12 protein-coding genes and 1 tRNA gene are annotated in these 15,360 nt (G+C 65.7%); 7 read left to right on the forward strand and 6 right to left on the reverse strand.

Translation table 11 applies throughout. From position 1 onward, the window contains the following. Positions 1–9 precede the first annotated feature (9 nt). Positions 10–2,865 (forward strand): DUF927 domain-containing protein, encoded by a 2,856-nt coding sequence (locus GD429_RS26130; RefSeq protein ID WP_193727196.1) that lies wholly within the window; start codon positions 10–12, stop codon positions 2,863–2,865. A gap of 612 nt (positions 2,866–3,477) precedes the next feature. On the opposite strand, the gene GD429_RS26135 is transcribed toward GD429_RS26130, so the two are convergent. The 4 genes from GD429_RS26135 to GD429_RS26150 form a co-directional block, all read right to left on the reverse strand. Continuing rightward, entirely contained in the window at positions 3,478–4,692 is a 1,215-nt protein-coding gene (locus GD429_RS26135; RefSeq protein ID WP_321574875.1) for a tyrosine-type recombinase/integrase, read from the reverse strand. Between the two features lie 171 nt (positions 4,693–4,863). Then, positions 4,864–4,948, reverse strand: a tRNA-Leu gene (locus GD429_RS26140). 95 nt (positions 4,949–5,043) lie between these two features. Continuing rightward, on the reverse strand, positions 5,044–6,201 hold the full coding sequence (locus GD429_RS26145; protein ID WP_152861180.1) for an ABC transporter substrate-binding protein: 1,158 nt from the start codon (positions 6,199–6,201) through the stop codon (positions 5,044–5,046). Positions 6,202–6,370: 169 nt separating this feature from the next. Beyond that, positions 6,371–7,312, reverse strand: a complete 942-nt coding sequence (locus GD429_RS26150; protein ID WP_096471548.1) for a CysB family HTH-type transcriptional regulator — start codon at positions 7,310–7,312, stop codon at positions 6,371–6,373. A gap of 219 nt (positions 7,313–7,531) precedes the next feature. Here GD429_RS26150 and GD429_RS26155 point away from each other — a divergent pair, with 219 nt between their 5' ends. The 6 genes from GD429_RS26155 (at position 7,532) to cobA (ending at position 13,720) form a co-directional block, all read left to right on the forward strand. Continuing rightward, complete coding sequence (locus tag GD429_RS26155) at positions 7,532–9,211, forward strand: nitrite/sulfite reductase (protein WP_152861182.1); 1,680 nt, start codon at positions 7,532–7,534, stop codon at positions 9,209–9,211. A 25-nt stretch (positions 9,212–9,236) separates the two neighbouring features. After that, positions 9,237–9,779, forward strand: coding sequence for a DUF934 domain-containing protein (locus GD429_RS26160; protein WP_152861184.1), 543 nt, complete (start codon positions 9,237–9,239; stop codon positions 9,777–9,779). Continuing rightward, entirely contained in the window at positions 9,776–10,525 is a 750-nt protein-coding gene (locus GD429_RS26165; RefSeq protein ID WP_152861186.1) for a phosphoadenylyl-sulfate reductase, read from the forward strand. The genes GD429_RS26160 and GD429_RS26165 overlap by 4 nt, the downstream gene beginning before the upstream one ends. A gap of 76 nt (positions 10,526–10,601) precedes the next feature. Then, entirely contained in the window at positions 10,602–11,564 is a 963-nt protein-coding gene (gene cysD, locus GD429_RS26170; RefSeq protein ID WP_152861188.1) for a sulfate adenylyltransferase subunit CysD, read from the forward strand. Positions 11,565–11,586: 22 nt separating this feature from the next. Then, positions 11,587–12,903: a sulfate adenylyltransferase subunit 1 gene (locus GD429_RS26175; RefSeq protein WP_152861190.1), complete on the forward strand. Its 1,317-nt coding sequence runs from the start codon at positions 11,587–11,589 to the stop codon at positions 12,901–12,903. 67 nt (positions 12,904–12,970) lie between these two features. After that, positions 12,971–13,720, forward strand: a complete 750-nt coding sequence (cobA, locus tag GD429_RS26180) for a uroporphyrinogen-III C-methyltransferase (RefSeq protein ID WP_152861192.1) — start codon at positions 12,971–12,973, stop codon at positions 13,718–13,720. A 78-nt stretch (positions 13,721–13,798) separates the two neighbouring features. Here the strand turns inward: cobA and GD429_RS26185 are convergent, their stop codons facing one another. Both GD429_RS26185 and lptG read right to left on the reverse strand, forming a co-directional pair. Continuing rightward, positions 13,799–14,182, reverse strand: coding sequence for a sirohydrochlorin chelatase (locus tag GD429_RS26185; protein ID WP_152861194.1), 384 nt, complete (start codon positions 14,180–14,182; stop codon positions 13,799–13,801). Between the two features lie 27 nt (positions 14,183–14,209). Further along, on the reverse strand, positions 14,210–15,358 hold the full coding sequence (gene lptG / locus GD429_RS26190) for an LPS export ABC transporter permease LptG (RefSeq protein ID WP_072443567.1): 1,149 nt from the start codon (positions 15,356–15,358) through the stop codon (positions 14,210–14,212). Positions 15,359–15,360: the final 2 nt, after the last annotated feature.

Below are 15,360 nucleotides of genomic sequence, written 5' to 3' on the forward strand. Positions count from 1 at the left end.
CACGCACCTATGTCCGAATTCGAGCGGGCGAGAGTTGCGCTCGGATATATCGCACCCGACGACCGCGATACGTGGAGTCAGGTCGGGATGGCGCTCAAGGCCGAGTTCGGCGAAGAGGGCTTCGCCCTCTGGAACGAATGGAGCCAAGGCGCGCAAAACTACAACGCCAAAGACACGCGCGATGTGTGGAAGTCGTTCAAGGGCGGCAAGATCACCATCAAGACGCTGTTCCACGTCGCCAAACAAGGCGGCTTCGATCCGCGCGCGCATCGAGCCAAACCCGTCGATCCAGCAGAGCGCGAGCGGCAGAAAGCCGAGCGCGCGGCCCGCGAGGCGGCCGAGCTGGCCGAGCAGATCGAGAAACAGCAAGCCGCGTCTGCGCTCGCTGAATCGATCTGGTCGGCGGCCGAGCCTGCGCCGGCCGATCATCCGTATCTCGTTCGCAAGTCAATTCCGGTTGACGCGCTGCGCGTCTATCGTGGCGGCTTGTGTATCGGCACGGCCGCTTGCGACGGCGCGCTCGTCATTCCGGCCCGTGACGCGGACGGCAAGCTGTGGACGCTAGAGTTCGTCCTCACGGACGGCCAGAAACGCTATCTGCCGAACGGCCGCAAGGCGGGCTGCTTCTCGCTGATCGGCGGGCCGGTGTCATCTACGCTGCTGATTGGCGAGGGTTACGCCACATGCGCGACGCTCGCGGCCGCGACGGGCTATCCGGCCGCCGTCGCTTTCGACGCCGGCAACCTGCACGCCGTGGCGACGACGCTGCGCGGCCAGTATCCGGACGCACGCATCGTCGTGTGCGCCGATGACGATCACACGACGAAGGGCAATCCGGGCGTGACGAAGGCCCGCGCGGCGGCCGAGGCGGTCGCCGGCATCGTGGCCGTGCCCGACTTCGGTCCGAACCGCCCGGCGGCCGGCACGGACTTCAACGACCTGGCTGTGCACATCGGCCCGGATGCGGTGGCCGCTGCCGTCCGCGCTGCGCTCGCGCCGGCCGGTTCGGCGGATGCCGGCAAGGGCAAGGCTTCACCGCTCGCCATGAAGCCCGCCAAGCGCCCGAAAACGGCCCGCGCGCAGGACGGCAAGTCACGGTTCGTCGTCGACGACAAGGGCGTGTGGTTTCACGGCTTCAACAATCAGGGCGACCCGCTGCCGCCGCATTGGGTCAGCACGCGAATCGACGTGATTGCGGAGACGCGAAACGAGATGAATAGCGAGTGGGGCTACCTGCTCGAATTCACGGATCGCGACGGCATCCTGAAGCGGTGGGCGGTGCCGGCCGGCCTCTTTGCCGGCGATGGCACGGAGCTGCGGCGCATGCTGCTCGATATGGGCGTGAAGCTTGGTGTGACGCAGATTGCCCGCACGCAGATCGCGAACTATGTGCAGATGGCGCAGCCGGACGAGCGCGTGCGCTGCGTGCCTCGCGTCGGCTGGCATCACGGCGCGTTCGTGCTGCCCGATCGCGTGATCGGTACCGGCAAAGAGGCGCTGATCTATCAGGCCGATACGCCGATTCAGAGCCAGTTCAAGGAGCGCGGCACGCTGGACGACTGGCGACGCGAGGTTGCCGCCTACTGCGTCGGCAATAGCCGCCTGCTGTTTTGCGTCGCTACCGCCTTCGCTGGTCCGTTGCTGCACTTCTCCGGACTCCAGTCAGGCGGCTTCCACCTGCTCGGCACGACGTCCAAGGGCAAGTCGACGGGCGGCGTCATCGCCGCGTCCGTGTTCGGCTCGCCGGACTACGTGCGGAGCTGGAAGGCGACCGACAACGCGCTCGAAGCCGTGGCCACGCAGCATAGCGACGCGCTGCTGATCCTCGACGAAATCGGGCAGGTTGAGCCGCGCTTGGTCGGCGATGTGATTTACATGCTCGCGAACGAGTCGGGCAAGGCCCGCGCGTCGCGTAGCGGCTCGGCCAAGCCCGTGCTCACGTGGCGGCTGCTGTTCCTGTCGAACGGCGAAAAGAGCGTGTCCGCATTGATGGCCGAGGGCAACAAGCCCATGAAAGGCGGTATCGAGGTGCGCTTGCCCGCGATCCCGGCCGAGGTGGGCGAAATGGGTGTCGTGGAAAAGCTGCACGGCTTCCCGACGCCGGCCGCGCTGATCGAGCATCTAGAGCGGCAGGCCGGCATGCACTACGGCACGGCCGGCCCCGCGTTCATCGAGTGGGCGTCATCGCAGGCCGGCGAGCTGGCCGAGCATCTTCGCCAGCGCGTCGATGAGCTGGTCGGGCAATGGGTGCCGGACGGCTCGCATTCGCAGGTCGCGCGCGTCGCCAAGCGGTTCTGCCTCGTCGCGGTGGCCGGCGAGCTGGCGACGGCGCACGGGCTGACCGGCTGGCCGCAGGGCGAAGCAGTCGAGGCCGCGCGTCAATGCTTCGAAGGCTGGCTCGAACTGCGCGGTGGCACCGGCAATTCGGACGAAGCGGATGCGGTGCGACAGGTGCTGCACTTCCTCGTCGCACACGGCGACAACCGTTTCGTGTGGATGAACCGGGCACAGGACGACCATCGGCCGAACGCGCCGCACCGTGCGGGCTGGAAACGACTGGTGAAGCACGACAAGAGCAGCATCGCCATTGAGTCGGATCAAGCGTATTACGCGGAGTTCGGCGACAAGATGAGCGCCGAAGATGCGGAGAGTGTCGAGACGGAATACCTGATCGAGTCAACCGTGTTTCGCAAGGAAGTATGCGCCGGCTACGATCATAGGATCGTCGAGAAAGCTTTGATGAAGCGTGGCGTGCTGATGCCGCGCAGCGACGGGCGTCCGTATCGGCAAGAGCATATCCCCGGCATGACAAAGAGACTCATGGTCTATCGCGTCCTGCCGTCCATCTTCTCACTCGAAATCTGAGATCCGCCGCCGTCCGGGAGGGCGGTGGCGGGCGTCCCTTTGCGCGGCATTTTTGGCCCGCGCGGCAAAGTCACTTTGGGCGATACGCCCCAGACGGAACTGGGCGGGCGGTTGCCGCGAATCTTGCAGCAGCCGTAACAATCCGGGCTGGTTTATCTCCAGTATCTCCAGCGTTCTCCAAATCGTTTGGAGACACACGAAGCCTTACCCCACAAGGCTTTGCGGCCGATTCAGGCGTTTATCTCCAACTCTCCAACTCGTTTTGCAGTGAGCGGACAGGCGGTGACCGCCTGCGTCAACCGCGAAGCTAGACGGGGCGCGGTTCTCCGGGATTTGACGGGCATCAGAGGCGTGTTTTCAAGGGGGGTGTCCACGATGCGCCCCGCTCGGGGATTGTTACGCCGGTCGCAAGTGTCAGGGCGGCCGAAAAGCGGGGGACCCTGCGTCTAGGGCAAAGACGCGGGGGCTCACACCCGCGTATTTTCTCTACCCCCGACACGCCAAGGGGGGTCATATTCATACCGACATGCAGGGGACCGGCAGTGCGGTGCCAACTGTGAAAAATCGGTGGGAGGTGCGCGGCAAGGGGGTCATACACGTCGAAGCATGGGTCTATCTTGCCGCCGCGATCGGGATGATTTCCGCTCCGGCTTTGAGCTTGTCGAGGTAGTCCGCCCACTGTTGCATCATCGAACGTCGGGCCTTGATGAATTTTGTTCGGTTGTACGCCCGCCCAAGGCTGTCAGGGACGGTATGCGCTAGTTGGTGCTCGATCACTTCCGGCTTTTCCTCCAACTCTTCATGCAGGATCGTCCGTGCCATTGCCCGGAAGCCGTGACCGGTAATCTCGGTGCGAGTGTCGTAGCCAAGCCGACGAAGGGCTGCATTGATAGCGGCCTCGCTCATCGGCCGATTTCGGTCGCGAGCACCGGGGAACACGTAGACGCCTTCGCCAGTCAGGGCGTGAAGCTCGCGCAAAATCGCAACCGCCTGTGTGGCCAGCGGAACAAGGTGATCCGTTTTCGTTTTGTTGACGAAATAGCGCCACTCGCCCTTGTCGAGCTCGAATTGTGACCACTGCGCCTTGCGTAATTCGCCTGGGCGGACGAACAGCATCGGGGCTAGTCTGAGCGCGCAGAGAACTGGGAATGTACCTGTGAAGCCGTCGAACGCGCGAAGCATCTCGGCGACTTTCTCGGGCTCGGTGATCGAGGCAAAGTGCGTTGTCTGGGCGGGCGGAATGGCATCTACCAAATCTCGGGCTGGATCGGTCTTGCAGTGCCCCTCTTTGATGCCGTAGCGGAATACCCGGCTTATCTCGCTGCGGATGCGATGGGAGGTAAATCTCGCTCCGCGCCCGTCTACGCGCTTCAGTACAACCAGTATCTCCGGGGCGTCGATTTCAGCGATAGGGCGCTTGCCGAGCCATGGGAATACATCGTTCTCCATGCGGGCGAGCGTCTTGTCATGCTGCGCTGGCTCCACAATCGTCTTGCGCTCGTCCATCCAGCCGCGAGCGACAACCTCAAACGAATGGGCGGCTGCGAGCAGGCTGGCTCTTTTTTCCGCCTTCTTCGCTTCACCCGGATCGATGCCGGCAGCGAGCTTTTCACGGGCTTCGTCGCGCTTCTTCCGTGCGGTCGCCAAGGTAACTTCCGGGTAGACGCCGAGCGAGTAGCGCTTTTCCTTGCCCCCAAATCGGTATTTGAGGCGCCACCACTTGCCCCCGCTCGGGGCGATTTCTAGATAGAGGCCGCCTCCGTCGAACAGGCGCACGGGCTTGTCGGCTGGCTTGGCGTTCCGGATGGCTGTATCTGTTAATGGCACGGGGGCAACTCCTGACGGGTAAGGCAATTTCGGGTGGGTTGCCCCCAATGTTGCCCCCGCTTGCCCCGGCTGTCTACGCACCACACGGCACTTTGCCGGAATGAAAAAACCCGCGAAGCCTTGTGCTGTCGCGGGTTTTGGGACTTCCGGGAACTTCCCGGAACTATGTCATGGTGCCCAGGGCCGGAATCGAACCGGCACGCCTTGCGGCGGGGGATTTTGAGTCCCCTGCGTCTACCAATTTCACCACCTGGGCTTGATTCTGGCCGCGCATGCGATTGTGCGCGGCGAAACGCGAATTATGGCGTAAATCCGGATGCCGGGCAAGCTGCCCGGCATCTAGCGCGCACGTCACTGGCTCAGGTAGACGAACCGGCCCTGCTTCACGATTCCCATCACGCTCGCGCGCTGGTCGAGCCCGACATGATCCTTGTCGCTGGTGTTGACGACACCGTTCGGTACGACGAGCTCGTGCGCGCGTTCGAGCTCGCGGCGCAGTGCCGCGCGGAATGCCGGCGTGCCGGGCTGCGCGGTCTTCAGTGCGCGGCCGACCGCGTCGGCGAGGCGCGGGTAGACGCCCGCCGCGTCGCCCGCGAACTGCGTGACCGTGCCTGCGCCGTACTTCGCCTCGTACGCATCGACGAACGCGAGCGCGGCCTTGCGGGCCGGATGGTCGGCCGGCAGCGTGCGCGCGACTACGACCGGCTGGGTCGGGAACAGCGTCCCGTCGACGTCCTTGCCGCCGAGCTTGATGAATTCCGGCGTCGCGATCCCGTGCGTCTGGTAGATCGCGCCCTGGTAGCCACGCTCGATCAGCGTGCGCTGCGGCAGCACGGCCGGCGTGCCCGAGCCGGCGATCAGGATCGCGTCGGGCTTCGCTGCGATCAGCTTCAGCGCCTGGCCCGTGACGCTCGCGTCGGTGCGGTTGAAGCGCTCGGTCGCGACGACGCGGATCTTGCGCAGGTCGGCGAAGCGCGTGAACTCGTTCAGCCAGCTGTCGCCGTAACTGTCCGCGAAGCCGATGAAGCCGACCGTCTTCACGCCGTGATTCGCCATGTAGCGCGTCATCACGTCGGCCATCGCGCGGTCGCTCTGCGCCATCTTGAACGCCCAGGTGCGCGCGCCTTCCTGCGGCTCGACGATCGCGCCCGAGCCGACCAGCGTGATCATCGGCGTTTGCCCGGCGGCCACCGCGTCGAGCGCCGCGAGCGCGGCCGGCGTGATGTTCGGCCCGACCACGACGTCGACGTGATCCTCGTCGACCAGCTTGCGGATGTTGCGTACCGCGATGCCCGGGTCGGACGCGTCGTCGAGCACCGTCACCTGCACCGGCTGTCCGGCAATCGTCTTCGGCCACATCAGCATTGCGTTCTTGCTCGTGATGCCGATTGCGGCGGCCGGACCGGTCGACGACAGGTCGACGCCGACCTTCAGGTCGGCCTGCGCGGCCGTGCAGGCCATCACGAGGGCGGCGCCGGCGGCGCGGCGCAACAGGGCGGAAAGCGTCATGCGGGAGTCTCCGTCGGACAGCAAAAAGGGGCGCGATATGTGCCCCTGTATTTATACACGCCGATTTCAAGAAAACGCAGGGCCGCCCCAGGTTTTCCGCCCCGAAGGAAGTCCCCTCGGGGGATGAGCCCCTCGGGGAGCTAACGCGGAGCGACAGTTCCGGGGGCGCTTACAACTCGTACGATTCGGATTCGCCCTTGAGCGCCTGCTCGATCAGCTTGCGGTTCAGCGTCGGTGACAGCAGTTCGACGAGCGTATACACATAGCTGCGCAGGTAGGCGCCCTGCTTGAGCGCGACGCGCGTCACGTTGCTGCCGAACAGGTGGCCGACCGGGATCAGGCGCAGGTTGCGGTCACGCTCGGGATTGAACGCGATATCGGCCATGATGCCGACGCCGAGGCCGAGCTCCACATAGGTCTTGATCACGTCGGCGTCGATTGCCTCGAGGACGATGTCCGGCGACAGCCCGCGCAGCGCGAACGCCTGGTTGATCTTCTTGCGGCCCGCGAACGCATCGTCATAGGTGATCAGCGGATATTGCGCGAGATCGTCCAGCGACGGCGGCTTGCGTTCGAGCAGCGGGTGATCGGCCGGCACGACGGCTGCGTGATGCCACTGGAAGCACGGCAGCGACACGAGTTCCTTGTAGTCGGCGATCGCCTCGGTCGCGATCGCGAGATCGGCCTGGTCGTGGATCACCATCTCGGCCACCTGCGTCGGGCTGCCCTGCAGGATCGACAGGTGCACCTTCGGGAAGCGCTTCTTGAATTCGGCGATCGCGGCCGGCAGCGAGTAGCGGGCCTGCGTGTGGGTGGCCGCGATGGTCAGGTTGCCCTGGTCCTGCGCGGCGTAATCCTTCCCGACCCTTTTAAGGCTTTCAACCTCCTGCAGGATCCGCTCGACCGACGCGAGGATGATCCTGCCCGGCTCGGTGAGCGAGCGCACGCGCTTGCCGTGCCGCGTGAAGATCTCCACGCCGAGCTCGTCCTCGAGCTCGATGATCGCCTTCGATACCCCCGGTTGCGACGTGTAGAGCGCCTTGGCGGCCTCGGTGAGGTTGAAATTCTGCCGGACGGCCTCGCGCACGAAGCGAAATTGGTGCAGGTTCATTTATAACCCTTCCGCATATCAACAGAATTTTTTAGTCGTTTGAAATATAAGGCGAGTTTATTACGATTCACCGGAGTTTTTCAAATATGGATATCTGTTTTCGTCATTAGCAATCCACCCGGCAGCGGATGGCCGGCGGCAGTGACGGTGGAACGGAGATTCGGGCGCGACGTGGCTAGGACGTCGCGCGGTCACCACGAAAACCCCTGGGGTCCCCGAATGTATCAGTACGACCAATACGACCAGACGATCGTCGACGAGCGTGTCGCGCAGTACGGCGATCAGGTGCGCCGCCGCCTGTCGGGCGAGTTGAGCGAAGAAGAATTCCGCCCGCTGCGTCTGCAGAACGGCCTGTACATGCAGCGCCACGCGTACATGCACCGCATCGCGATTCCGTACGGCAACCTGCGCAGCGACCAGCTCCGGATGCTGGCGCGCATCGCCCGCGAACACGACCGCGGCTACGGCCACTTCTCGACCCGCTCGAACATCCAGTTCAACTGGATCCAGCTCGAGGACACGCCCGAGATCCTCGCGAAGCTCGCGTCGGTGCAGATGCACGGCATCCAGACCTCGGGCAACTGCATCCGCAACATCACGGCAGACCAGTTCGCGGGCGTCGCCCAGGACGAGGAGATCGATCCGCGTCCGTGGTCGGAAATCCTGCGTCAGTGGTCGACGTTCCATCCCGAATTCGCATGGCTGCCGCGCAAGTTCAAGATCGCGGTGTCGGGCTCTAAGCACGACCGCGCGGCCGTGCAGATCCATGACCTCGGCGTGTACCTGAAGAAGAACGCGCAGGGCGAGGTGGTCGCGAGCATCCTCGCGGGCGGCGGCCTCGGCCGTACGCCGATCATTGGCGCGGTGATCAAGGAAGACCTGCCGTGGCAGCACCTGCTCACCTACTGCGAAGCCGTGCTGCGTGTGTATAACCGCTTCGGCCGCCGTGACAACCTGTACAAGGCGCGTATCAAGATCCTCGTGAAGGCGCTGTCGCCCGCGAAGTTCGCGCAGCAGGTCGAGGAAGAGTGGCAGCACCTGAAGGACGGCCCGTCGACGCTCACGCAGGCCGAACTCGACCGTGTGTCGCAGTACTTCAAGCCGCCGGTCTACGAAAAGCTGGCCGACACCGACGCATCATTCGAACAGCACCTGCTCGAGAACAAGGCGTTCGCGCGCTGGGTCGAGCGCAACGTCGCGCCGCACAAGGTGTCCGGCTACGCGGCCGTCACGCTGTCGCTGAAGGATCACCGCGTGGCGCCGGGCGACGCGACCGACCGGCAGATGGAGCTGGTTGCCGACTGGGCCGACGCTTACTCGTTCGGCGAACTGCGCGTGTCGCACGAGCAGAACCTGATTCTCGCGAACGTGAAGAAGCGCGACCTGTTCGCGGTGTGGGAAAAGGCGAAGGCGGCCGGTTTCGCGACGCCGAACATCGGCCTGCTGACCGACATCATCGCGTGCCCGGGCGGCGATTTCTGCTCGCTCGCGAACGCGAAGTCGATCCCGATCGCGCTGGCGATCCAGCAGCGCTTCGACGATCTCGACTACGTGTACGACCTCGGCGACCTGTCGCTGAACATTTCCGGTTGCATGAACTCGTGCGGCCATCACCACGTCGGCAACATCGGCATCCTCGGCGTCGACAAGGACGGCGCCGAGTGGTACCAGGTGTCGCTCGGCGGCGAGCAGGGCACGGGCCAGAACGGCGCGCGCCTCGGCCGCGTGATCGGGCCGTCGTTCTCGGCGGAAGAAGTGCCGGGCGTGATCGCGAAGCTGATCGACACGTTCGTCGAAGCACGCATCGACGGTGAGCGCTTCGTCGACACGTACGACCGCATCGGCATCGCGCCGTTCAAGGAGCGCGTGTATGCGGCGCGCCAGGCAGTGAACGCGTAACCAACCGGGTAGAAGGAATTTGCAGATGGCTTCGATTATCAAGAACCGCGCAGTGATCGACGATGCATGGCAGGTCGTGCGCGCGGCGGAAGACGGTGCGCTGCCCGCGGTCGACGCGTTGCCGGCCGGCAAGGTGCTGGTGCCGTTCGCGTTGTGGCAGGCCGAGCGCGCGGCGCTCGTCGCCGCGAAGACGAAGGACGAACTCGGCGTGTGGCTCGCGCCGGACAGCGAGCCGGCCGATCTCGTGGCCGATTTCGGCGCGATTTCGCTGATTGCCGTCGACTTCCCGCGCTTCGCGGACGGCCGCGGCTACAGCATCGCGCGCCTGTTGCGCGAGCGTTACGGCTGGACGGGCGAGCTGCGCGCGATCGGCGACGTGCTGCGCGACCAGTTGCTGTACATGTCGCGTTGCGGCTTCGACGCATTCGCGGTGCGCGCCGACAAGGACATCAGCGATGCGCTGAATGCGTTCACGGAATTCACGCAGCGTTACCAGGGTGCGTTCGACGAGCCGGCGCCGCTGTTCCGCCGCCGCGCCGCCGCGGCCGACGCCAAGGTGGGCGCATGAGCACCGCGACCGCTACCGCGCTGACGCCGGAACTCGCCGCGAAGGTCGAGCGCCTCGACGCGCTGCTCGCGCAGATCGGCGCACGTCACGAGAAGGTGAAGTTCGCGAGCAGCCTCGCCGCGGAAGACATGCTGCTCACGCACGCGATCCTGTCGAAGGGCGTGTCGATCGGCATCTTCTCGCTGAATACGGGCCGCCTGCATGCGGAAACGCTCGGCATGATCGACCGCGTGCGCGAGCGCTACGGCTACGAGATCGAGCAGTTCCACCCGCGGCAGGACGCGGTCGACCAGTACGTCGCCGAGCACGGCCTGAACGCGTTCTACGAGAGCGTCGAGCTGCGCAAGTCGTGCTGCCACATTCGCAAGGTCGAGCCGCTGAACCGTGCGCTGGCCGATGTCGGCGCGTGGGTCACGGGCCAGCGTCGCGAGCAGTCGGTCACGCGCGCGGAGCTGCACGAGGAAGAACAGGACGAAGCGCGCGGGATCGCGAAGTACAACCCGCTCGCCGACTGGACGGAAGCCGATGTGTGGGCGTACCTCGGCGCGTTTGACGTGCCGGTGAACCCGCTGCATGCGCGCGGCTACCCGAGCATCGGCTGCGAGCCGTGCACGCGCGCGATCCGCCCCGGCGAGGACAGCCGCGCGGGCCGCTGGTGGTGGGAATCGCGCGACACGAAGGAGTGCGGGCTGCACATCACGATCACGCCGATTCCCGCGAGTGCCGAAGCCGGCGCCGCGCACTGAAAGCGTCACCAGAAACTGAATATTGCGCCGCCTGCGACAGCGGGCGGCACGAACCCAGAAAAGAAGGACTGAAATCATGAGCACGACGCTCGAGCAATCCGCCTTTGCCGCGCCCACCGGCGCCGACAACCGCATGGGCCACCTCGACTGGCTCGAAGCCGAGTCGATCCACATCCTGCGCGAACTCGTTGCCGAATGCAGCAAGCCGGCGCTGTTGTTCTCGGGCGGCAAGGACTCGGTCGTCGTGCTGCACCTCGCGCTGAAGGCATTCGGCCTCGGCGCGAACCGCAAGACGACGCTGCCGTTCCCGCTCGTGCATATCGACACGGGCCACAACTACGAGGAAGTGATCGACTTCCGCGATCGCCGTGCGCAAGAGCTGGGCGCCGAACTGGTGGTCGGCCACGTCGAGGATTCGATCAAGCGCGGCACGGTCGTGCTGCGCCGCGAAACCGATTCGCGCAACGCCGCGCAGGCCGTCACGCTGCTCGAAACGATCGAGCAGCACGGCTACACCGCGCTGATCGGCGGCGCGCGCCGCGACGAAGAGAAGGCGCGGGCGAAGGAGCGCATCTTCTCGTTCCGCGACGAATTCGGCCAGTGGGATCCGAAGGCGCAGCGCCCTGAGTTGTGGAGCCTCTTCAACGCACGGCTGCATAAAGGCGAGCACCTGCGCGTGTTCCCGATCTCGAACTGGACCGAGCTCGACGTGTGGCAGTACATTGCGCGCGAGAACCTCGAGCTGCCGTCGATCTACTACGCGCACCAGCGCGAGATCGTGCGCCGCAACGGCCTGCTCGTGCCCGTCACGCCGCTCACGCCGATGCGCGACGGCGAGACGAGCGAAGTCGCCCAGGTGCGCTTCCGCACGGTCGGCGACATCAGCTGCACGTGCCCGGTCGAGAGCGACGCGGACGACGTCGAGAAGATCATCGCCGAGACGGCGGTGACCGAGATCACCGAACGCGGCGCGACGCGGATGGACGACCAGACCTCCGAAGCCGCGATGGAACAGCGCAAGAAGCAAGGTTATTTCTGAAGCACACGAGGACATTCACATCATGAGCATCATCGAAAATCACGAAGACCTCGGCGTGCTGCGCTTCATCACCGCAGGCAGCGTCGACGACGGCAAGAGCACGCTGATCGGCCGCTTGCTGTACGACAGCAAGGCCGTGCTGTCCGACCAGCTGTCCGCGCTGTCGCGTGCGAAGAACAAGCGCACGGTGGGCGACGAGCTCGACCTCGCGCTGCTGACCGACGGCCTGGAAGCCGAGCGTGAGCAGGGCATCACGATCGACGTCGCATACCGCTACTTCGCGACCGCGAAGCGCAAGTTCATCATCGCCGATACGCCGGGTCACGAGCAGTACACGCGCAACATGGTGACGGGCGCGTCGACCGCGCACGCGGCGATCATCCTGATCGACGCGACGCGCGTGACGGTCGAGAACGGCGTTGCCGAACTGCTGCCGCAAACGAAACGCCACAGCGCGATCGTCAAGCTGCTCGCGCTGCAGCACGTGATCGTCGCGATCAACAAGATGGACCTCGTCGACTACAGCGAGGCGCGCTTCAACGAGATCCGCGACGCGTACGTCGCGCTCGCGAAGCAGCTCGGCCTCGACGACGTGCGCTTCGTGCCGGTGTCTGCGCTGAAGGGCGACAACATCGTCGGCGCGAGCGAGCGCATGCCGTGGTATGCGGGCGAGCCGCTGCTCGACGTGCTCGAGGCGCTGCCGGTGGAGACGCAGGCGCATGACGCGCTGCGCTTCCCGGTGCAGTGGGTCGCACGCCAGGACGGCAGCTCGGCCGACGATTTCCGCGGCTACATGGGCCGTGTCGAGTCGGGTGAAGTGAAGGTCGGCGACGAGATCGTCGTGCTGCCGTCGAACCGCACCGCGACGGTCGCCGAGATCGTCGCGCCGGTGCCGGGCGGCACCGCGTCAGTCGCGCAAGCGTTCGCGGGCCAGACGGTGACGATCCGTCTCGAACAGGATGTCGATGTGTCGCGCGGCGACATGTTCGTCACGACCGTCGAGCCGGTCGAGCCGGCCAAGAAGCTCGAGGCCGACCTGTGCTGGTTCGACGAAGCGCCGCTGTCGCAGCAGCGCAAGTACCTGCTGAAGCAGACCACGAGCACGGTGTTCGCGAAGATCGGCGCGGTCAAGCAGGTGCTCGACGTGCATACGCTGTCGCATGCGATCGACCGTCACGAACTGAAGATGAACGACATCGGCCGCGTCGCGCTGACGCTGCAGAAGCCGATCGTCTGCGACACGTACGACGCGCATCCGGGCACGGGCGCGTTCGTGCTGATCGACGAGGCGACGCACCACACGGTCGCCGCCGGCATGATCCGGGCGTTTTCGGCGTAATAGGCAAACCCGGCGATCCGTGCCGCCACGCGGCGGCGCGGGCCGCAGGACAAGCGAAGCGACAAACATGGGCAAGGTGTATCTGATCGGAGCAGGGCCGGGCGCGGCGGACCTCATCACGGTGCGCGGCGCGCGGCTGCTGGCGCAGGCCGACGTCGTGCTGCACGATGCGCTCGTCGAGCCCGCGATGCTCGACTACGCGCCGAACGCGCGCAAGATCGCGGTCGGCAAGCGCTGCGGGCAGCGCTCGACCGCGCAGCACTTCATCAACAAGCAGATCGTCGATGCGGCGCGCGAGCATGCGTGCGTCGTGCGCCTGAAGGGCGGCGACCCGATGCTGTTCGGTCGCGCGGAAGAGGAAATGCGCGCGCTCGACGAGGCCTGCATCGACTACGAGGTCGTGCCGGGCATCACCGCGGCGCTGGCCGGCGCGGCGACGCTGAAGCGTTCGCTGACGTTGCGCGGCGTGTCGCGCAGCGTCGCGTTCGCGACGCACAGCCGCGCGCCGGGCAGCGACGAGATTCGCGAAGCCGCGCGCGCCGATTCGATCGTCTACTACATGGGCCGCGACAGCGCACCCGGCATCGCGCAGGAGCTGATCGATGCCGGCCGTGCGCCGGCGACGCCCGTGGCGATCGTCGAGGCGTGCAGCACCGCGCGCGAGCGCTCGCTGACGCTGACGCTCGCGCAGATGGCGGCGGGCGACGCGCAGGCGTGGCTCGATCCCGCGGAACCGAGCCTGCTGATGATCGGCGACGCGTTCGCCGAGCGCGCACGGCACGCGAAAGCGGGCGATCCGCTGCGGGATGCGGCCTGAGCGGAATCCGGTCGTAGTCCGAAACGAAAAAAGCGCTGGCTTCTGCCAGCGCTTTTTTATTTCGAGCCGCCGTTGCGCTTACGCGTCGTCGCCGATCCGGTCGATGCAATAGCGCGCGATCGCGTCGAGCACGCCGTCGTCTTCGCCGACAGCCGTCGCGCAGCGGATCTCGACGCCCGGATGCGCGGCGCGGCATGCATCGACGAGCTGCGGCAGGTCGCGGCGGATATGGCCGCCCTGGCCGAAGAACACGGGTATCACGGTGATGCGCGCGCAGCCGGCCGCGACTTGCGCGGCCACGGCTTCACCGAGTGACGGCGTCATCAGTTCGAGGAATGCGAGCGACACGTGCGACGCAGGGGAGCCGGCGCCGCGCAGCCGCGCGGCGAGCCGCTCGAACGGCTCGGCCCAGCGCGGATCGCGGGCGCCGTGGCCGAACAGGACGATGCCATGCGAGCTCATGTCGAAGTCTCCGTCGTGATGCGGCGCTCAGTGCCGGTCGACCCACTTTAGCGCGAACAGGCCGAGCGCGAGATAGATCAGGCCCGGCGTCGCGGCAGTGAGCGGCGCGGGCCACGTGTTGAGCGTGCCGATGTGCGAGAACAGCGTATTGAGCAGCTGGAAGCTCATGCCGAGCATGATGCCGCCGAACACCTTCACGCCGACCACGCCTGCGCGCGTGTGCAGGTATGCGAACGGCAGCGACAGCACGAGCATCACGAACACCGCGAACGGATACAGCAGCTTGCGCCACAGCGCGATGTCGTAGCGCTGCGTGTCCTGCTGGTTTTCGCGCAAGTGCTGGATGTAGCGGAACAGGTTGATGATCGACATGCGCTCCGGCGACACGAGCAGCACCGACAGGATCTGCGGCGTCAGGTCCGAACGCAGCCGGTATTCGGGCAGCGACACCTGCTGCGACCGGTAGACGGGGTTCAGCGCGTCGGCGGGCTGGCCGCTGATCGGCTTGATCGGCGTGAGCTCCGTTTCGGTGACGCCCGTCAGCAGCCAGTGGCCGGGCGGCTCGTAGCGGCCCGTCTGCGCGATCCGCACGTTCTGCAACTGGAATTTCGAGTCGAACTCGTAGATGCGCACGTTGCTGATCGTCGAGTCGGGCGACAGGCTGCCGACGTTGACGAAGCGGGTGACCTGTTCGCCGTTCTCGCGGGCCGCGAGCGTGTCCTTCACCCACACGCCCGACTGGAAGTTCGACGACACCGACGCGCCGAGCGCCTGCAGCCGCACGCGTTCGGACAACTGGTCGGCGTACGGGCCGACGAATTCGCCGATCAGGTAGGTGACGATCACGAGCGGCACGCCGATCTTCAGCAGCGAGCGCAGCGCCTGGTTGGTCGCGAGGCCCGACACGCGGAAGATCGTGAATTCCGAATTCGCGGCCATTTGCGCGAACACGTAGATCGCGCTGATCAGCGCGGCGACCGGGATGATCTCGTAGAAGCGCGACGGCGTCTGCAGCGCGACGCGCATCACCGCGTAGCCGAACTTGTAGTTGCCGTGCCCGACAGAGTTCAGTTCGCTGATCAGGTCGAAGAAGAAGAACAGGCCCGAGAACGCGAACAGGATGAAGACGAACGTGACGTAGATCTGTCGCGCGAAGTACTTTTCATAGAGCCGCATCG

The organism is Burkholderia sp. BE17 (assembly GCF_009362305.1).
GTDB classification, from domain to species: domain Bacteria; phylum Pseudomonadota; class Gammaproteobacteria; order Burkholderiales; family Burkholderiaceae; genus Burkholderia; species Burkholderia pyrrocinia_C.